This is a genomic window from Chryseobacterium sp. FR054, assembly GCF_056844565.1.
Window position 1 is genome coordinate 1 of record NZ_JBXDSA010000004.1, and the last position, 20198, is coordinate 20198.

18 protein-coding genes and 1 tRNA gene are annotated in these 20198 nt (G+C 40.3%); 4 read left to right on the forward strand and 15 right to left on the reverse strand.

Features of this window, described 5'->3' with window-relative positions:
- Positions 1-558: 558 nt before the first annotated feature.
- The 12 genes from AC106S_RS16235 to aceB form a co-directional block, all read right to left on the reverse strand.
- The gene (locus AC106S_RS16235) at positions 559-1083 is read right to left on the reverse strand and encodes a hypothetical protein (protein ID WP_482440628.1); all 525 of its coding nucleotides are present in this window, start codon (positions 1081-1083) and stop codon (positions 559-561) included.
- Between the two features lie 232 nt (positions 1084-1315).
- Entirely contained in the window at positions 1316-2050 is a 735-nt protein-coding gene (locus AC106S_RS16240) for a DUF6882 domain-containing protein (RefSeq protein WP_482440630.1), read from the reverse strand.
- Between the two features lie 6 nt (positions 2051-2056).
- The gene (locus AC106S_RS16245; RefSeq protein ID WP_482440632.1) at positions 2057-2653 is read right to left on the reverse strand and encodes a hypothetical protein; all 597 of its coding nucleotides are present in this window, start codon (positions 2651-2653) and stop codon (positions 2057-2059) included.
- On the reverse strand, positions 2650-3201 hold the full coding sequence (locus AC106S_RS16250) for a hypothetical protein (protein WP_482440633.1): 552 nt from the start codon (positions 3199-3201) through the stop codon (positions 2650-2652). The genes AC106S_RS16245 and AC106S_RS16250 overlap by 4 nt, the downstream gene beginning before the upstream one ends.
- A gap of 17 nt (positions 3202-3218) precedes the next feature.
- Positions 3219-4391, reverse strand: a complete 1173-nt coding sequence (locus AC106S_RS16255) for a hypothetical protein (protein ID WP_482440635.1) — start codon at positions 4389-4391, stop codon at positions 3219-3221.
- A 71-nt stretch (positions 4392-4462) separates the two neighbouring features.
- Positions 4463-5017, reverse strand: coding sequence for a hypothetical protein (locus AC106S_RS16260; protein WP_482440637.1), 555 nt, complete (start codon positions 5015-5017; stop codon positions 4463-4465).
- Positions 5018-5030: 13 nt separating this feature from the next.
- Entirely contained in the window at positions 5031-5516 is a 486-nt protein-coding gene (locus AC106S_RS16265; protein WP_482440638.1) for a DUF4259 domain-containing protein, read from the reverse strand.
- A gap of 240 nt (positions 5517-5756) precedes the next feature.
- Positions 5757-7019, reverse strand: a complete 1263-nt coding sequence (locus tag AC106S_RS16270; RefSeq protein WP_482440640.1) for an erythromycin esterase family protein — start codon at positions 7017-7019, stop codon at positions 5757-5759.
- Positions 7020-7159: 140 nt separating this feature from the next.
- Positions 7160-7552, reverse strand: coding sequence for an acyl-CoA thioesterase (locus AC106S_RS16275; protein WP_482440642.1), 393 nt, complete (start codon positions 7550-7552; stop codon positions 7160-7162).
- Positions 7553-7777: 225 nt separating this feature from the next.
- Positions 7778-8347 (reverse strand): OmpH/Skp family outer membrane protein, encoded by a 570-nt coding sequence (locus AC106S_RS16280; protein ID WP_482440644.1) that lies wholly within the window; start codon positions 8345-8347, stop codon positions 7778-7780.
- Positions 8348-8537: 190 nt separating this feature from the next.
- Positions 8538-9818, reverse strand: coding sequence for an isocitrate lyase (aceA, locus tag AC106S_RS16285; RefSeq protein WP_482440646.1), 1281 nt, complete (start codon positions 9816-9818; stop codon positions 8538-8540).
- A 46-nt stretch (positions 9819-9864) separates the two neighbouring features.
- Positions 9865-11442: a malate synthase A gene (gene aceB, locus AC106S_RS16290; protein ID WP_482440648.1), complete on the reverse strand. Its 1578-nt coding sequence runs from the start codon at positions 11440-11442 to the stop codon at positions 9865-9867.
- A gap of 124 nt (positions 11443-11566) precedes the next feature.
- On the opposite strand from aceB, the gene AC106S_RS16295 reads away from it, so the two are divergent.
- The 3 genes from AC106S_RS16295 to AC106S_RS16305 all read left to right on the forward strand — a co-directional run bounded on the left by AC106S_RS16295 (position 11567) and on the right by AC106S_RS16305 (position 14601).
- Positions 11567-13042, forward strand: coding sequence for a helix-turn-helix domain-containing protein (locus AC106S_RS16295; protein ID WP_482440650.1), 1476 nt, complete (start codon positions 11567-11569; stop codon positions 13040-13042).
- A gap of 96 nt (positions 13043-13138) precedes the next feature.
- Positions 13139-13792 (forward strand): ComF family protein, encoded by a 654-nt coding sequence (locus tag AC106S_RS16300; RefSeq protein ID WP_482440652.1) that lies wholly within the window; start codon positions 13139-13141, stop codon positions 13790-13792.
- 119 nt (positions 13793-13911) lie between these two features.
- Positions 13912-14601 carry an alpha/beta fold hydrolase gene (locus tag AC106S_RS16305; RefSeq protein WP_482440654.1) on the forward strand — a complete coding sequence of 230 codons (690 nt, stop codon included), beginning with the start codon at positions 13912-13914 and terminating at the stop codon, positions 14599-14601.
- Between the two features lie 3 nt (positions 14602-14604).
- On the opposite strand, the gene upp is transcribed toward AC106S_RS16305, so the two are convergent.
- Positions 14605-15255: a uracil phosphoribosyltransferase gene (upp, locus tag AC106S_RS16310; protein ID WP_482440655.1), complete on the reverse strand. Its 651-nt coding sequence runs from the start codon at positions 15253-15255 to the stop codon at positions 14605-14607.
- Between the two features lie 298 nt (positions 15256-15553).
- A complete protein-coding gene (gene der, locus AC106S_RS16315; RefSeq protein ID WP_482440657.1) occupies positions 15554-16864 on the reverse strand; it encodes a ribosome biogenesis GTPase Der in 1311 nt (436 codons plus the stop codon).
- 254 nt (positions 16865-17118) lie between these two features.
- Here der and AC106S_RS16320 point away from each other — a divergent pair.
- Positions 17119-17189 (forward strand) — tRNA-Gln (locus AC106S_RS16320).
- A gap of 457 nt (positions 17190-17646) precedes the next feature.
- Here the strand turns inward: AC106S_RS16320 and katG are convergent.
- Positions 17647-19923 carry a catalase/peroxidase HPI gene (gene katG, locus AC106S_RS16325; protein WP_482440658.1) on the reverse strand — a complete coding sequence of 759 codons (2277 nt, stop codon included), beginning with the start codon at positions 19921-19923 and terminating at the stop codon, positions 17647-17649.
- Positions 19924-20198: the final 275 nt, after the last annotated feature.

A 20198-nucleotide genomic window follows, 5' to 3' on the forward strand; every position in this document is an offset into this window, starting at 1 on the left:
ACTGCTGATCGATGGTGGTGGTAATCTGGCTTAAGAAATCCTGGGTAGTGGATCTGAGGTCTTTCTGCCATACTACTTCCTGAGCAGGAAAAGTAAGGACAGCACATACAGCCAGAACGCCTGCATATTTTTTTCTCATGTATTGATGTCTTTTTTTAAGTTAATATTAGTTTTTGTATTCCCACTGCAAATTTAACACTTTTTAAGACAGCGGTATCACTTGAACGGGATCTAATACTATTTATTTTATCATTTCCATATTTTTCTCAATTTTACAAAAGAAATTTTCTCTCTTTGGCAAAGCTATGGCTTCAAAGCGACAGAACGTGTCGTGTTTTTCAGAAAATTTTTTTTAATGAATATTGAAATAGAAATTGAGAAACAGATTGAATGGACTGGATCTAGGACATGTATAATCATATCCAAAACCAGGTGGCTTTGACTGTTGTTACTTTTTATTTTTCAGAAATCCTGAAGAGGGTAAGGAAGTGTATAAAGATCCTGTTTACTTCACAGGTTGATCATATATTATATCATTGATCTCAGAAATATCAACGTTTATTTTATGGATTTTCTTGTGTATAGATTGGCTTTTTCAAGTCCGTTATTATTTACTTTTATTAAAGGCGAATCCAATTTCCAGTCTGAAAGATTTCTGAAAAGCTGATCTCCCAATTTTTCAATTCCGGGTGTATTTCCGCTGCCGAATTCATAATTTTTATGATCTGTAATTATTTCAAGTCCTGCCTGTTTTATCCGGTACGGTAAAGGAATGTTAAACGAATTTACCTCTATGATGTCACTCCATTTTACAAAATCTGTAATCTTATTCTGAGTAATATAGAATCCATCTTTTTTATACTCGAAAATTCCATCAAAATTCAGAAGCTCATCCATTTCCTTCTCTACGGTTTCATATTCATCATGGTCATCCGGTGAATATATTTTTGCCCCTGCAAAAGAAACAGCAGCCAGACACAGAAAAAGAATCAGGTATGAAATTCCCTTGTTATCAAAAACCGGATAATTATACAAAACCAGAACTGCAATGAAGCAGCTTATTCCGATCACAGCCTTCATCATATTTAACCTCACTTACTGATATAGACCTGAAGCTGGAAGAAGGAAATTATGAAAGCCACCGATAATAAATGTTCATCTTTTAAGACCATCTGATCTTTCGTTAACTTTCAGTATCTGTAACCGGAAATAGCTTCCAGTCTCCTTCTTCCATTTTCAAGTCTTTTTATTACTAAATTCATTATCTCCGAGCTCAGGTTATTTATCAAATATCATCCTTTTGCCCGGCGTTTTTTTATCCTTTTAAATTGACCAACCTTGATAAATCATCAAATTCACCGGTCACGGAATTTCCGTTTAGTGTTCCTTGCACAGAGTTTTCCGTTTCGGTTACCTGATATCCTTTAATCGTCAGATAATTTTTCAAGGCATTTTTATGATTCATTTCAAGCTGTGAGATCAGTTGGGGAAAGGCAGTAAAAATCCTGAGATGATCATCGCTCTTAGCCTGATCTATAAGGTCACTTTTCACGGTTACCACCATAGCGCCCTGTCCGTAATCTGCAATATAATAACCGCTTGCCTCAAACATTCCCGACGCAGTCATGCCTATGAGATGCAGGTCTTCCATTGAAGAGTCGAAGGTATTAAGGCTTAAAAGTTCAATTCCGTTGTCTTCCCCATATTTTTTAAGCTGAAGAGACTGCCTGATGATGTTTTCAGGAAGGTTGGACTGTGCATTGGCCCATGCCCAAAGCCATGTTTCTGATGAATGGGAAAAAGTTCCCAGCACCTGCATTGGAAAAGTAAGATTTTCACCAAAACTGATGATTCCCTGTCCGATATCTACATTCCAGTTGTTATCACCGATTACTTCTCCAAAGTCTATCTGCTTATCGAAGGCTATCCCACCATAACGTTCAAGAAGTTCCTGTTCTGTTTTGCATGGTGCCTGTTCCGGCTGTACACTTTGAGGGTTATCAGAATTCTGTTTATCCGGCTGTCCGAAAATTTTGTTAAATAATCCCATATGATATTATTTGAATTGATTGTTTGTTTTTGTAAGCAGCTTAAGAATTTCCCCGGCTATATCTTTCTCTGTCTGATCCGTAAGATTTGTCAGGGTAAAAGCATATGCACCGGTGATATCAAAAATATATTTCAGCCAGTAATAATGTTCATCACCATATTCAAACTCTTCCCAGTGTATTTCATCCTGATCTTCACTTTCAAATTCCGGCCAGATATACTGATCATCCAGCAGATCCTGAATGTGGCTTATTTTCCGTTCTACTTCCTGGCCTTCATAATATCCGGTCTGATACTCTGCCGCTTTTACAACTGCCAGAATTGTTTTTAAAATCTGTTTTTTATCTGCCTGACCAAATGCCATGAGCCGGAACAGGAACAGCAGGGCAAACGGTGTTGCCATCATGATTCCGTCCTGGTGTTCGATATTCATTTCAATTTTTCCGATCGCTGTTTTCTTTTTTTCAGGATCATCTGAAAGCATATCGAAGAAAAAGGCGGGGAAATCGGTGGCACGGCCGTACCAGTGAACCAGTCTTTCCCACGGGATATCGTAAAGCCCGGCTGAAAAGTAAAATTCCTGATCTGTGTGCATCTGTTTCATAATTTATGTTTATTTATTATTTCCTCATACCGTTCATGGTATATTGAAGGATCAAAGGTTTTCCGGAGATCTGTTTCAGACAGAATTTCATTCTGAAAACGGACTTCTTTTTCCAAAACATCATTCCAGAATTCAGGTTCTTCAGAAAAATTTTCAAAATAATCCAGCACATCAATCACTCCGGTCAGCAAACCTGTTACATTTCCTGCATTTTCCACATCAGAAACCGCACAGGAAAATGCATCCAGTACAAATATTTCAACAGGCCCAGGCTCTTCATAATCATCGGCATATTCGTCCAGTCCGTCCAGACTTTTAGCAATCGCTTCCTTATACTGCTGAACATTTTCATTTCTAAGATCTGAGATGAACCGGTTTTTATCAATTTCAATCCTGATATATTTCGCAATAACCTGCTCAAAATTATCCAAAAGAAAATAAAACTTCAGTAAAGCTATAATCAGGCTTTTTCTCTGTTCTATGGACGATCTTTCAAGACCTTTCTGTAAATTCTCCGTATGTTTTCCGATATGTTTTACAATATCCATTTTTCTGTTCTCTGAAGTTATACTGTTGTTTCAAACCTCCTGATGACCTTATATTCCCTGTTCAGGATTATAATATCATACTTTCCTTTATCCAGAATCATAAAACGGCTGTCTTTTGAACTGTTCAGTTCAATAATATCAGCGGGAATCCCTTTTTTCTCAAATTCTCCTTTTCTGTATGCCTGAATGAGTACCGGAAATTTTGAGATCCCTGATTTTGGAATTTTATAGAATTTCCTGTTTCCGTTCAGCATCCAGCCTGGTCTTCCCTTCACATATTCTGTAACAGGATGGATTATTTTAACATCAGTGTACAGTTCCTTGTCTTCTCCGTTGTAAGGTACCTGGTTTTCATCTGTAAGTACAACAGGATCTTTACGGTTAACGATTCTGATCAGCGGTTCATTGTATTTCGGATCGCTTTTTTCTGAAAACTGGGTCTGGTCGATAGTGAAAGGATTGATAGAGGCCATATCCGAAAGCCTTCCTGTCATCGTTTTTTCCCATGACCGGTGAATTCCTTTGTAAGCATGCTGATAGCCGCAGTAGATGAGGTATTTCCCGTCTTTATTCTTCTGCATGAAATCATAAATATTCTGTGCTTCACCTATTTCCCTTTCTTTCCCGTTTTTTTCTTCTGTATCATAGGGAAACAGCTTAAATCCGATTTTCAAAGCCTGATAAATAAAGTTTCCGAATTCGGGTTCCTGGGAATACATTCCGGCATCCTGTGTGGCAAAATTCCCGATATGCAGAGATCCGTCATTTCTCAGGGTTTCAACGCCCAGATATCTGTATCCTTTATCATATAATCCCTGAAGCAGGGATGAGGCAAAATTTCTGTGGCTTGCATTATGGTGAGCTTCGTTGATGATGATCATTTTTTCATTCGCTGCCCTGCTCAGAATATAGTCTTTGGCATTAACGGGGGTCATTTTTGTCAACTTCAGGCTGTCGGCACTGCTGATCTTCTTAGGTCTTCCGAACATTTTGTCCCAGTTAACAAGCCCCTGTTTATAGTTTCCGCTTATCGAATAGTAGGTAGCCCCCATCTGGCTTGTCCATGACTTATCTTTTGTTGAATCCTGAACAACCTTCTTTTCAATATCGTCCGAAAACCAGTAGAGGTTCTCCTGACCGTTTGCTGTAAGGCTAAACAGTAATAATATTACCGTATAATGAATTTTCATGTTATATAGTTTTTATACGGCCGGTATGGCCTTTTGTTTATTTAATATGAATGGCGGCTGTCAGCAGCAGATCAGAAATATCTGAACCAGACTGTTTTTGTTCCTCTTGGTCCCGCATAATCCAGAAAGTTTTTAAAATTGTTCAAATCGGCATAGAAATTATCTTTACCCTGATTTTCTTTTTTGAAATATACCGAATTATTCAGAGAATCAAAGGATGTAGGCTGCAACAGAAAAGAAAGGTCTTCTTTCTCATTCAGTGCCGCAATAAGTTCTGCTATTTTCGCGGAAACTTCATCCAGATTACTGCTGATCTTTTTCATCTGAATTTCATACTCCTTTTTTTGTTCTTCGTAAAATTCAGGATCATATTCTCTTATTTCTTCCATTTCCTCTCCATCCGGGATTTCATCTAAATGACGGATTACTGAAAGATCTATTCCTGTAATTTCAGAAATCTGTTCCAGTTCTGTTTTTTCTGTATCAGGAATCACGTTTTTCCTATTCATAAAATTTGCAAAACTGCGGCTCAGACCGTGAAGCTTTGTCCACCTGTCTTCTGTAATATATTCAAAGGTAAAAATATCGTCGTGATTATCGGTATTATAAGAAATATCCAGTCCCATTTATAGTAAGATTTTAATTATTTTTTTCCTGAAGGCCATCTATTAGAAGCGTGAGGTTCTCAAGCCATTCGTTATAAACATCGGAATCTTTCCAAAGTTCTGCAATCTCGCGTTCTCCATACTCATCCGGTACTTCATTCTTAATATCGGTAAGATAGCGAAGCAAAAAATTGAAATCCTCCGAATCCCCCGTAAATGAACGGATCCGCTTTTTAAGATCACGGGTTTCATCTTCTTCATCCGGATAATTCAATGCTCCCGTTTTTTGAAACATCAGGTATAATTCTGCAAGAGCCATCGCTGAATGATCATAAAAAAAATCAACCTCTTCCAGTGTTTCTCCGAAAAAACCGGCTTCTTTCAATGCCGTGATCACTTCTGAAAGTTTCAGATCCACCGGACCATTACCCGGATATTTTGTTTCCGTATAGTCTCTGATAAAATCTATAACATCCATTCCCTCATCGCTTTCCAGTGCTTTGTATCCCCATGCTCCCATATTAATTCCTGTATTTCGTGTGATTATATTGATACAGCTTTACCGCTGACAGCCAAATATACTCATTGTGATCATACCGTATCTACAATTTTCCGAAATTAACTTTCAAAAAATAAAAAAAATTAATCCATCAGGACAGATTCCTATTTAATTTTTGGAATATCCGGTTTTTGGGGGATAAAAAATAACCTGACTTACAGGAAGCCAGGTCATCAAGAGATTGATTGCAGATGCGTGGCATCAGCTGCCAGCTAAGTGCTCTGCAGCACTTGTATTTTTAATAAAGATAAGGCCATCGAAACATTCATTGAGTTTTAACGGTTCCGTGATGGTAAACTTTTCTGCTTCAGGAGTAACCGGACCATATCCTACAAACCTTGCTCTGAAAGATTTTCCATACAATCCGGTGTGATCTTTTTGAAAGTCTGCAAAATAATTTCCTGAGCTTTTCTCTATCAGCTGCTCTTCCCAGCCATTTTCCAATAGTTCCGGCAAAGCATAGGCATTATATTTATTGCTTTTTACGGCGCGCGGATCTGTTGTTGCGCTGTAACTTCCGGATGCTGTAAAGGTGGCCAGGGCGTAATACCCTTTCCCGTATTTTTCTTTTAAAAAACCTCCCATCCCGTCTACCAGAACCGGTTTCAGGGCAACATGGGCATTATGGGCAAAAAGAATCATTTTTTTATGATATTCCGACTGTACTTTTCTGATCATATCTGCCATGATGCGATCCCTGGAAACATCATAATTCTTTTTACCGGCTTCATAAGGAATCTCAAAACCAAGCTGAAGATGATACAGGGCCAGTCTGGAATCCCGGTTCATTCTGTTTCCGTAGATACTGTCTATTTTCCGGGTCAGCAGGTAACCTTCCGTTCCGTTCTTTATCATCACCTTCATATCCAGTTTAAAAGAGGGATCGTTCTGTTTTTCCCACATTTCATCCTGAAATACGGCTTTCTTTTTAATTTGTTCTGTGATTTCCGAATATTGACCGTCTTTAATTTCAGACTGTTTTAAAATCCGGGCACTGTTTTCCAGAGCATTGGTATCGAAACCTGAAATAATTACTTTATCCTTGTGATTTTTGTTGTATTCTCTTATCCAGGCCAGTAAATTTTCGATCTCTTTTGTCTGCCAGATAGAGGTCATGTAGTTTTTCAATGCAGTTTTCAGATCTGTATCTGAATTTACAGCATCATTCAGAAAGGCGGCATCACCATAGGCACTTTCAAATGCGACAATCCTGAAATCGTGTTTATCAATAAGTTTTTTTGAAATTTCACTCCGGATCTCATTAAATTCTTTTGTTCCGTGCGTTCCCTCGCCTAATCCGACAATTGTGTATTCTTTAAGCTCCCCTCCGATATTTTTCACTGATTTATTCAGACTTCTGCTGTCTGTAAGCTGGGAGGGAATCTGTATTTCTGATTTTTTATCCTGTGAAAAACCTAAAGCGGAGACCAGCATCAGGTTTAATAATAAATATTTCTTTAGCATAATAACTCCTGTAATCTTAAAGCCTGTTTATTCCGCATATCCTACGGGACCTTTTATCAGGAGTAAACTTACAAAAATAAACAGCTGAACTTCCTGCTTTGGCCGCCATTAACGTATCATTAACCTAACTGATACGGTCTTCAGCTATTGGACAGCTTCCCAAGCCATCCGTTTTCAAGTCTTTTTATTTTCTGAGTGTTTCTATCCACCAATACCCACTGTGTATGGGAATCCACAACCAGCCGGTCATTACAGTAAAATTCAACCTTCCGGGGCTGTCTGATCCCTTCCGGGGCTTTCGGATATGTTTTTACCGTGATGATATCTCCCAGGTAAACCTGTTTTTTGTATTGTATATGATGGTCCACCAGCATCCAGACATCATTCACATATCCGGTTTTCTGCTTCAGAAGATCCCAGTGCTCTGCGGCCATTTCTTCTACCCAGTGTACATACTGCACATTGTTTACATGACGATTCCGGTCAATATGTTCTTCTGTAACTTTTATCTGCTTTTCGTATACTAAGTTCATGTCTGAAAAATTTATTCAAATTTATTAAATAACCTCAATCCGGGATCATAATTTCTGACTGGCAAAGTCTGAAGTCAGAAGATAAAAGTAAATTCCTGATTCCTGCCTTTAAACCTAACTTCATTATCCCTGATAAAGTATCTCTGATCCAAGCTATACCCGATAAATAAAAAAACGGAACCAGATATTAATCCGGTTCCGTTTTATAGAGTTAATTGTAAAATATTATTTTTTTGCAGCCGGTTTGGCAGGTGTTGCAGAGGCTCCCAGTTTAGCTTTTACGATAGCAGTGATATCCTCACTTCCGTCTGTATAGATAAGGTTATTGCCACCTTGAGATGCTGTATCAAATACATAGCTCAGATTTTTTTCTTTTGCTACGGCAATAATTGCTGTTTTTACTTTTTGCTGAAGTGGAGTAACCAGTTCATTCTGCTTGTTTGAAATATCTTTGGCAGCCTGTGTTCTGGCTTCTTCTATTTTTTTACCCAAACCTTCCAGTTCGGTCTGTGCCGCCATTAATTCTTTAGTCACAGTTTCTTTATTGGCTTCACTTAATGTCTTTTCTTTATCCTGTGCAGCTTTCAGTTTGGTCTGATACTGACCGATCATCTTTTCAATTTCAGCCTGCTTGGTCTTGGTCATGGTTTCAATAGTTGCCGTTGCAGTCTTTACTTCAGACAGGCTTTCAAAAACATCATCGGTGTTTACGTTTCCTATTTTCTGTTGAGCATTCACAGCATTGGCAGTCAGCATTAATCCTGCAGCAATAAAAAATCCTTTAATTAGTTTCATTTTTTTATAGTTTTTCAAAAAAATCCGTTTTTTTTCGCGCTCAAATATAATACATATTTTTAATAGTTACGGTTTGGTTTTCAATCTTCATCACCAACAAGCATAAAACACTGATAAACAATATAAAAATCCAAAGAAAACCTTCCCAAAGCGGGAAGGTTGACATTAGAAAAATATGGAAAAAAAATGATCAGTGAAACTGTGCTGTCTCCGTAGAATCTTTCATCGCTACCGTTGCAGAAGAGCCGCCGGTTACCACATTCTGAATTTCATCGAAGTATCCCGTACCCACGAACGACTGGTGCTTTACCGCTCTGAATCCTTTCTGCTGAAGGGCAAACTCACGTTCCTGAAGCTCCGAATACCCCGCCATTCCTTTTTCTTTATAAGCTAAAGCCAATTCAAACATAGAGGTATTCAGTGCATGGAAACCTGCCAGGGTGATAAACTGGAATTTATACCCCATTTTTGCCAGCTCTTCACGGAAATTACCCATTTCTTCCACACTCAGCTTTGCAGCCCAGTTGAATGAAGGTGAACAGTTATAGGCAAGCATTTTGCCAGGAAACTGCGCATGAATCCCTTCTGCAAATCTTCTGGCCTGTTCCAGGTCGGGATTAGAGGTCTCCATCCAGATCAGATCTGCATAGGGTGCATAAGAAAGCCCCCGGTCAATTCCCTGCTCTACTCCGTTTCTTACTCTATAAAAACCTTCGGAAGTTCTTTCCCCGGTCACAAATTTTTTATCCCTGTCATCAATGTCTGAAGTCAGAAGATCCGCTGCGTCAGCATCTGTTCTTGCTACAATTACGCTCGGTACTCCCAGTACATCCGCTGCAAGACGGGCTGCAATAAGTTTGTTGATGGCTTCCTGGGTAGGAACCAGAACTTTTCCGCCCAGATGCCCGCATTTTTTAGCTGAAGAAAGCTGGTCTTCAAAATGTACTCCGGCTGCTCCGGCTTCAATCATCTGCTTCATCAGTTCGAAAGCATTCAGGTTACCTCCAAATCCGGCTTCTGCATCGGCAACGACAGGAACAAGGTATTCCCTGTCTCCGGTTGCGTTTACAGACTGAATCTGATCTGCTCTCAATAAGGCATTGTTAATCTTTTTCACAACGGAAGGCACTGAATTGGCGGGATAAAGTGACTGATCCGGATACATTTCTCCGGAAAGATTGGCATCAGCTGCCACCTGCCATCCAGACAGATATATGGCTTCAAGACCTGCATCCACTTCCTGAACAGCCTGATTTCCGGTAAGAGCACCAAGCCCGGCCACATAATCCTGGTTATTCAGCTTATCCCAGAGCTTTACAGACATTTCCGTTGCAATGGTATATTCAATTTTATAGGAACCCCGGAGTTTCAGGACTTCTTCAGCCGTATAGGTTCTTTTTACTCCGTTCCAGCGCGGATTGTTCAGCCAATCCTGTTCTAAAGCGTGGATCTGTTCGTGTTTTGTTTTCATAATATTTGGATTTTTTGATTAGATAAGGTTAAAGATTTCCCTGATTTCAGTCAATAAAAGGATAAGCTTTCAGGGTAAGAAATTCTTCAAATTTTTCTGAGAAAACGAGTTCATTGAAAAGTTCTTTGGCTAAGTTGAATTTCCCGTTTCTGAAACGGATTTCTCCCACATATTTTTCAATATGTTCCATTTCTTCGGTTTCCCACTGAAGAATCATTTCGCGGGTCAGTGTTCTGCCGTCCATAAGTTCTGCTTCATTTTTCAGCCATTGCCACAGCTGGGTTCTGGAGATTTCTGCTGTGGCTGCATCTTCCATAAGGTTGTAGATGGCTGCCGCACCTGTTCCCATCAGCCAGCTTTCCAGGTATAGGATTCCAATGTTGATATTTTTCCGGACTCCTTTTTCGGTCATTTTGCCACGGGGAACTTCCAGCAGATCGCTTTCTCTGATATGGTATTCAAATTTTTTACTGATCTGGCTGGCTTCAGGCATGTAGCGGTCAAATACTTCCATAGCTACCTGTACCAAAGCAGGGTGAGCCACCCAGGTTCCGTCATGACCGTTTTTCACTTCACGTTCTTTATCGCCTCTTACTTTTTCAAAGGCTATTTTATTGGCTTCCTCATCCCCTTTCACCGGAATCTGTGCTGCCATTCCTCCTATTGCATGTACATTTCTTTTGTGGCAGATTTCAATAACCCTTTTGGAATAGGCACTCATAAATGGCGATGCCATAGTAACCTGATCCCTGTCAGGCACCATAAATCCGGGCAGGTTTCTGAATTTTTTAATATAGGAGAAAATATAATCCCACCGTCCGCAGTTAAGTCCTGAGCTGTGATCTTTCAATTCATACAGAATTTCGTCGATCTGAAACGATGCGGTAATGGTTTCTATCAGAACAGTGGCTTTAATGGTTCCGTTAGCAATTCCCAGATAGTTTTGGGCAAAAACAAACACCTCATTCCACCAGCGTGCTTCTTTATAATGTTCCAGTTTGGGCAGGTAAAAATACGGTCCGCTTCCGTTTTTCAAAAGCTGCTGCACATTGTTAAAAAAGTAAATTCCAAAATCGATCAGTGAGCCTGAGGCTTTTTCTCCGTCAATTTCAATATGTTTTTCCGGAAGATGCAGCCCTCTGGGACGTACAAGAAGTACGGCTGTATTTTCAGCGAGCGTATAAGATTTTCCGTTTTCAGCTGCAAAACCGATGTTTTTTCTTACGGCATCCGCCAGATTGATCTGTCCCTGAATACAGTTTTCCCAGGTGGGCGAACTGCTGTCTTCAAAATCAGCCATAAAGGTCTTTGCTCCTGAATTCAGCGCATTGATGATCATTTTCCTGTCTACGGGGCCCGTAATTTCTACTCTTCTGTCCAGAAGATCTTCCGGAAGCGGAGCACAGGTCCAATTGCCCTGGCGTATGTTTTCTGTTTCGGATAAAAATTCAGGAAGTTTTCCCTGGTCAAACTCCGACTGTACTTTTTTTCTGCTGTCTAAAAGTTCCAGTCTTCTTTCATTAAAATTCCGGTGTAAAGCAATCAGAAAATCGTTCAGATCAGGAGTAAAAACTGTTTCAAACTGCTTCCGGGCGTTTATTTTGAATTGTGTTTCGGTTTCCATAATATGCTGATTTTGAGTTTTGATTTTACAAACATAAATAAAAATTTTCACAAACAGCGAACGTTCGCTAATTATTTTTAAAATTTATTATGCGAATAACCGCAATCATTATTTATATTTGAATATGCATTCAGAAAGTGATTACATCAAAACTGTTTTCGGGCTTAAGCTCAAGCAGCTGAGACAAAAGAAAAACTGGTCTCTTCAAGATCTTGCTGTAAAGACAGGACTGTCTAAATCTTACCTCAACGAGATTGAGAACGGTAAAAAATATCCGAAACATGACAAGATCATTCAGCTTTCGGAATCCCTGGACTGTACTTTTGATGATCTTGTTTCCACGAAGCTGGACAAAAGCCTGGCTCCTTTTAATGAAATTCTCCAGTCGGATTTCTTTAAAGAGATTCCTCTGGAACTTTTCGGCATCAATAAAAATAACCTCATCAGCATCATCAGTGATGCCCCTAAAAAGGTAACCGCCTTTATTAATGCCCTGATTGAAATCTCTCAGAATTACAACCTGGGAAAAGAACGTTTTTATTTTGCGGTACTCCGGTCTTTCCAGGAATTATATGATAATTACTTTCCTGAAATTGAAGAAAAAACAGCTGAGTTTGCACAGAAAAACAAACTTGATACCGGTAAAGATCTCAAGGCTTCTGTTCTGGAGAATATTCTTACGGAAAAATTCGGATACAGCATCCGTTCTGAAGATTTTGACGCATTCGGAACACTGGGAAATCTACGCTCTCTGTTTATTCCTGGGAAAAAACTGCTTCTGCTGAATCAGAAACTGGAAAAAGATCAGCGAACATTCATTCTGGCTAAAGAGATCGGATTTAATGTCCTGGAATTAAAAATCCGGCCCAACACTTATTCCTGGCTGGATTTCGGAAGTTTTGAGGAGATTCTCAACAATTTTTACGCCTCCTATTTTGCAGGAGCCTTACTGATTTCCAAAAGGAAGGTAACTGAACGTACTTCCGAATTCTTTCTGCAGCATGAATGGATACCGGGAAATTTTGAAAAACTGATCCTGGATTTTACGGATTCACCGGAGACCTTTTATTACAGGCTCACCAATATTCTGTCTTCGGAACTGGGAATCAAAGATCTGTTTTACCTCTGCCTGGTGAAGAAAAAAGATTCAGATAAAATCCAGATTTTAAAAGAACTTCATCTGAATCATCAGCAGGCTCCTCATGCCAATGCAATGAACGAACATTACTGCCGGAGATGGATTGCCGTTAAAAACCTGCATCTTTTAAAGGAGAACGAAACGCTTACGGATGCTCAGATCTCTCATTATAAGGATCAGGGTGTAAGTTATCTGGTGATTTCCACCTCCCAGAAAAATCCGTTTTCGGATGGCAGCAACCGAAGTTACTGTCTCGGGATTTTACTGAATTCCCAAACGATAAAAAAAATCGGCTTTATAAAGTCTCCGTCATTAAAAACCATCAATGTAGGAGTTACCTGCGAATCCTGCAGCATTGCAGACTGTGAAGTAAGACAGGCTCCCCCTGTACGGCTGGAGAAGGAATATTTCAACAGGAATATGAAAAATGCAATTGAAAAGATCAGAAAAACTGTTGAATAGCGATAAATTTTAATAAAAGTAACTTATTTCAAACAGAAGGTTGCAGATATTACAACTAATCTTTAACTTTTATCTTTAATTTCGAAATAAGCACAGATGATATTAGACCTATTTTTCCCGAACCGGTGTATCAGCTGCAGCAGGATTATTGATGCTGATCTTTTGGTTTGTGATCTGTGTTTTTCACAGATCAATTTTACCCATGCCGATTATTCCGGAGAGAACAGTATTAAAGAAAAATGCAGGCTTTTATTTCCTGCCGAAAACACTTATGGACTGATGCAGTTTGAAAAAGAAGGATTGAGCCGGAAGATCATTCATGAGCTGAAATATAAAAGCAGGGAAAATGCAGGAAAAATTATTGCTTCATGGACTTCCGAGCGGCTGGATTTCAGAGGAGGAAAGCCGGATCTTCTGGTTCCGGTTCCGCTTCATCCCAGAAAGCTCAGAGAAAGAGGCTATAACCAGCTTCATTTATATACCCTTGCGCTGTCAGAATTTTACAACATTCCTTACGCTCACGGTCTGGTCAGAAGAAATCATTATTCCAAAGCCCAGGCCTTAAAGGATAAAAAACACCGTCTGGAAAATACGGCTGCTTTTTCTCTCACGGAAAAAATCACCGGAAAGCACATTCTCCTGATCGATGATGTTTTCACCACAGGAAATACGGTTTCATCCATTGCCTGGGAGTTCCTGAACGCAGGAGACAATAAAGTGAGCGTTCTGGTGATGGCTGTGGATGCATAAGTCAGGCAGATCTGTTTTTATTCTATCTATTTTTCAGGCTCTTACATTCTACGAAACGATTCATCTCTCCATCTTTGTTCTTCCGGTTCTTTTCCTTAATTTCGGACAAAATCATGATCATGAAAAATCTGCTGTTACTGCATGGTGCTTTGGGGCACACCAATCTGTTCGATCCTTATCTGGAGGAAATGTCAAAATATTTCAGGGTACACACTTTTTTATTTTCGGGGCATGGCAAAACCGGATTCCCAGAGAATGGGATTACAGTGGAAAAATATACTGAAGAGCTGATGGATTATCTTACCTGTGAAAATCTGGAACATGTTGATATTTTAGGACACAGTATGGGTGGCTATGTTGCTCTTTGTGCAGCGCAGCAATATCCTGACAGAATCAGTTCTGTGATGACTTTGGGAACAAAATTCAGCTGGACTGCCGAACAGGCCTTACAGGAAAGTAAAATGCTTGATCCTGAAGCTATTCTTTCAAAAATACCCAGATATGCGGAACAACTGGAAAATCTGCATGGCACGGCATGGAAACAGCTGCTTCCTTCCATTGCCGGTATGATGGTTTCTCTTGGACAGAATCCACCGCTGAATGGGGAAAGTCTTTCTTCGATTAATATTCCGGTACAGATTATGACGGGGGATAAGGATCAGATGGTCAGCATTGAAGAAAGTGTGAACGCATCCCGCCATATTCCGGATGCAAAACTGGCCATACTGCCGGATACCCGGCATCCTATGGACAAAGTACGGCCAAATTTACTGTTGGGTCTGATGAAAGATTTCTGGAATCTTTCCTGAAGTTTACCGCTGAAGTTTTTCTCCGTAGCTCAGGTCTCCTGCATCTCCAAGTCCGGGTGTGATATATCCTTTGGAAGTCAGGTTTTCGTCGATAGCGCCGACCCAGATCTTTGCGTCAGGATAAGCTTTTTCAATGGTTTCCACCCCCTGTCTGGAAGCAATTGCCACAACAATATGCAGCTGGGTAGGTGTTCCGTTGGTCAGAAGGTCTTTGATGGCTTCAATAAGAGAAGCTCCGGTAGCCAGCATCGGATCAGCAACAATGAGCGGTCTTCCTTCAATATTCGGACAGGTAAGGTAATCCTGCTTAATGGAGAAATAATCGTTGGCATCATGTTTTCTGTATGCAGCCACAAAACCACAGTCGGCTTTGTCCAGATAGTTCAGGATTCCTTCAAACAGAGGTACTCCGGCCCTCAGAATGGTAGTGATAACAGGCTGAACTGCAATTTCTTTAGTTTTTATCGTATCTAAAGGAGTCTGAATTTCAACTTCTCTATGCTCCAGTTCTTTACTGATTTCAAAGGCTGCAATTTCACCGATGCGTTCCATATTTCTGCGGAATCTCATACGGTCATGCTGCACCTCAACATTTCTTAGTTCATTGATCCATTCATTAACAAGGGAAAAATTTTGCGATAAAATATGAAGCATGAATATTTTAATTTTTTTATTACAGTTAATCTTCGTTAGTTCCTGCAAAATTACAACTAAAAAACAAGAAACGGAGTATATTTACCCAATCCCACCCATTCGGCTGCCGTAAATCCGGTTGATAATGAAAAGTTTTTTTCAGGAAAAATATGTCCTTATTTTGTAAAGAATGAAATATTTATCCCAATCAGGAAATCCAATTCAGAGTTAAGCTTATTCAGTAAAGTAAAATACCGGAAAGAAATGAATCCTCTCCGGCATTTTTGTTATTTACAGTCCGGTTTTTATCGGCATCTATTTATTTCTGTCTGAAATACACTTCGATCGGAACTCCGGTAAATCCGAATTCTTTTCTCAGCTGATTTTCAGTAAATCTTTTGTACGGTTCTTTTACATACTGTGGCAGGTTGCAGAAGAATACAAACTGTGGTGACGGGGTCGGCAGCTGTACACAGTACTTGATTTTGATATATTTTCCTTTGTTGGCAGGCGGTGGAGTCTGCTCGAAAATAGGAAGCATTACTTCGTTCAGTTTTGAAGTTTTGATCTTTTTCTTACGGTCTTCGTATACTTCCATAGCCACTTCCACAGCTTTCAGAATTCTCTGTTTCGTTAGTGCCGACACAAACAGGATCGGAACATCATGGAACTGACCTATTTTGTCTTTGATCACTTTCTCGAAATCACGCATCGTATTGGTCTGCTTGTCCTCGATAAGATCCCATTTATTGACCAGGATCACAATTCCTTTTCTGTTTTTCTGCGCGAGACCAAAGATATTCATATCCTGAGACTCCCATCCCTGGGTAGCATCTACCATGATGATCACTACGTCAGAATATTCAATGGAACGGATTGATCTCATTACGGAGTAAAATTCCAGATCTTCGTTCACTTTGGACTTTCTTCTCATTCCGGCAGTATCTACCAGCACAAACTCATGACCAAATTTGTTATAAAGGGTCTGAATACTGTCTCTTGTGGTTCCGGCAATATCTGTTACAATGTTTCTTTCAACATCCAGAAGGGCATTCGTTAAAGTAGATTTACCCACATTAGGACGTCCTGCAATGGTGATCTTAGGTAATCCTTCAAACGGGTCTTTATAATCTGTGGTCGGGAAATCTCTTACAATATCATCCAGAAGGTCTCCTGTTCCGGAACCCGTTGCTGAGGAAAGGGTGTAATATTTATCAATTCCCAACTGGTAAAACTCGGTAGCGGGAAGTTCTTCTTTTGCGGAATCCACTTTGTTGATTACAATATAGATCGGCTTGTTTGATCTTCTCAAAAGACGGTAGATCTCATGGTCTGTATCGGTAAGCCCTTCATCCACATTCATCATAAAAATGATAGAAGTAGCTTCGTCTACCGCCAGCTGAACCTGCTTACGGATCTCCTCTTCAAAAATATCATCCGTTCCTACATCGTAACCGCCGGTATCAATAACTGTAAAATCTACCCCGTTCCAGTCGGACTTTCCGTAATGACGGTCTCTGGTAACACCAGCCGTAGAATCTACGATGGCCTCTCTTCTTTCAAGTAAACGGTTAAAAAGCGTGGATTTTCCTACGTTGGGACGTCCAACGATTGCGACAATATTCGACATAAAAATGTTTAATAAATTAAATTATTAATGGGTTTCTCCAACTTTTGGAGCCCAATTTTTTGCAAAGATAAGGTTTTATTATTTAGCAGATGAAAAATCAGGCTTATGTCTGCTATTTCCGGTTATTTTTTTATCTTATTTATTCTGTTCATAATCATTTCATTACATAGAACACCCCCTTTTTCACATCTGAATCTGCAAAAAATATTTTTTTAAATTAAATAATTTTTATAATTTTGCGCCACTAAAAACAGAGACTCATGGTGTAGCGGTAACACTACTGATTTTGGTTCAGTCATCTGGGGTTCGAATCCCTGTGAGTCTACAGTTTAAGATCAAACAGCTTCTGATATCGGGAGCTGTTTTTTTATTATCTTTAAATACCGCTGCGTCAAATCACTTATCAGCCCCGCTGCGCAGCAGGATACCCCGCTGCGCAAAGTCTCCCGACTTTGAGCAAGGATAAACAGAACAATAAAAATCCCACGCTGGCGCGAGCGTTCTGCTCGTGCCGGCTTTTAACAAACATAATTTTAAATAAGACTAATGAATTTTGGAAATATAATAATTATGAGGACTGATGCATTGGCGCAAAGTCAGGAGACTTTGCGTAGCGGTATCGGGAGATGTTTTTTTTTATTATCTTTAAATACCGCTGCGTCAAATCACTTATCAGCCCCGCTGCGTAGCAGGATAGCGTCATTTCATATTGATATTTTAACATAAATACCCCTAACCAATTTGGTCAGGGGTACATATAACATCATCTCTATCAGAGATCTTTATTTCAGATCAAATCTGTCCAGATTCATTATTTTTGTCCATGCAGCGATGAAATCTTTTACAAATTTTTCCTGAGCATCTGCACTTCCATATACTTCGGCAACAGCTCTCAATTCGGAATTGGAACCGAAAACCAAATCGGCGCGGGTAGCTGTCCATTTTTTCTGACCGGTAGAACGGTCGCTTCCTTCATAAAGTTCATTATCTGCGGAAACAGACTTCCACTGCGTTCTCATATCCAGCAGATTAACAAAGAAATCGTTGGTCAGTACACCTGGTCTGTCTGTGAAAATCCCATGTTTTGAGCCGTCAAAGTTGGTATCTAATGCACGCATTCCTCCGATCAGTACGGTAAGTTCAGGAGCTGTAAGGGTCAGGAGCTGTGCTTTGTCTATTAATAAAGATTCGGTAGGTACCGAGAATTTTCTTTTCAGATAGTTACGGAAGCCGTCTGCAGCCGGTTCCAGGTAGCCCATAGATTCTACATCGGTCTGTTCCTGTGACGCATCCGTTCTTCCCGGTGCAAAAGGCACTTTAAAATTATACCCGGCATCTTTCACTGCTTTTTCTACCGCCGCGCTTCCTGCCAAAACAATGAGGTCTGCTATTGATATCTTTTTTCCTCCGGTTTGAGCATCATTGAATTCTTTCTGAATTTTTTCCAGCCCGTTCAGAACATTCTGTAATTGGGAAGGATTATTGGCTGCCCAGTATTTTTGTGGCGCCAGCCTGATTCTGGCTCCATTAGCCCCGCCCCGTTTATCACTTCCTCTGAAAGTAGAAGCGGAAGCCCAGGCCGTGGATACCAGCTCGGAAATATTAAGACCGGAATTTAAAACCTTTTCTTTTAATGCTTCAACATCTGATTCATTTACCAGTTCATGGTCTACTTCCGGTAGAGGATCCTGCCAGATCAGTTCTTCAGCAGGTACATCCGGTCCCAGATATCTGGACTTTGGCCCCATATCTCTATGGGTAAGTTTAAACCATGCTCTTGCAAAAGCGTCTGCGAAGGCATCGGGGTTTTCATAGAAATGCCTTGAAATTTTTTCGTAAACGGGATCAAGTCTCAATGACAAATCCGTTGTGAGCATGGTTGGTCTGTGTTTTTTAGAGGGATCAAATGCATCAGGAATAATTTCAGCACCGTTTTTAGCTATCCACTGATGGGCTCCGGCCGGGCTTTTCGTTAATTCCCATTCATTTTCGAACAGATTTTTAAAGAAATAATTGCTCCATTCGGTTGGAGTCTCAGTCCAGGTTACTTCCAGGCCGCTGGAAATGGCATCTGCTCCGCTTCCTGATTTATAGGAGCTGCTCCATCCCAATCCCTGAAGTTCGATTCCCGCAGCTTCCGGTTCTTTTCCTACGTGATCTGCCGGACCCGCACCATGTGTTTTCCCAAAGGTATGCCCGCCTGCAATCAAAGCAACGGTTTCTTCATCATTCATAGCCATACGTCCGAAGGTATCGCGGATATCTTTAGCAGCTGCAATCGGATCGGGATTTCCGTCCGGACCTTCAGGGTTTACATAGATAAGCCCCATCTGTACGGCAGCCAGAGGATTTTCAAGATTACGGGAATGGATATCACCATCTGCATTATCATCGGTAGGAAGAACGCCGTGACGTTCTGCAACGCCTTCAGAACCGTGGGCATAACGGAGATCACCTCCCAGCCATGTTTTTTCCGATCCCCAGTACACATCAGCATCCGGCTCCCATACATCTTCACGGCCACCTGCAAATCCGAATGTTTTAAAGCCCATAGATTCCAGGGCTACATTTCCGGTAAGGATCAGAAGATCCGCCCATGAAATATTCCTTCCATATTTCTGTTTAACCGGCCATAGAAGTCTTCTGGCTTTATCCAGGCTTACATTATCAGGCCAGCTGTTCAGCGGGGCAAAACGCTGCTGTCCGGAGCCGGCTCCTCCTCTTCCGTCACCCACCCTGTACGTTCCGGCACTGTGCCAGGCCATACGGATGAATAAAGGACCGTAATGTCCGAAATCTGCCGGCCACCAGTCCTGTGAATCGGTCATTAAAGCATGAAGATCTTTTTTCACGGCTTCCAGATCAAGGTTATTAAATGCTGCTGCATAATCAAAACCGTTTTCCATAGGATCAGACAGAGAGGAATGCTGGCGAAGAAGATCCACTCTCAGCTGATTGGGCCACCAGTCTTTATTCTGGGTTCCGCCACCGGCTACACTCTGTTTCATTGTTCCGTTATGGAACGGGCATTTACTGATGTCATTCAAATCTTTTTCCATTGTCGTTTAAATTTTATGTTGATTAATACCGTTTAATTTCTCTGTTGTAAGAATATGACAAACTTACAAAGCCTACTCAATAAACACAATCTATTAATTTTAATTTAAATGATAGTTAAAAACTATAACAATCCGGAAATTACTGATTCTTCAACAGCACTTCCGGCAAAAGATACAATCATGCAATTAAGTTAGTTAATTTTTAAAAACATCTGTACAAAAAGCAATAAGGAATTATCATATTTAGAATGATTCAAATGAATTTTTCCTATTTA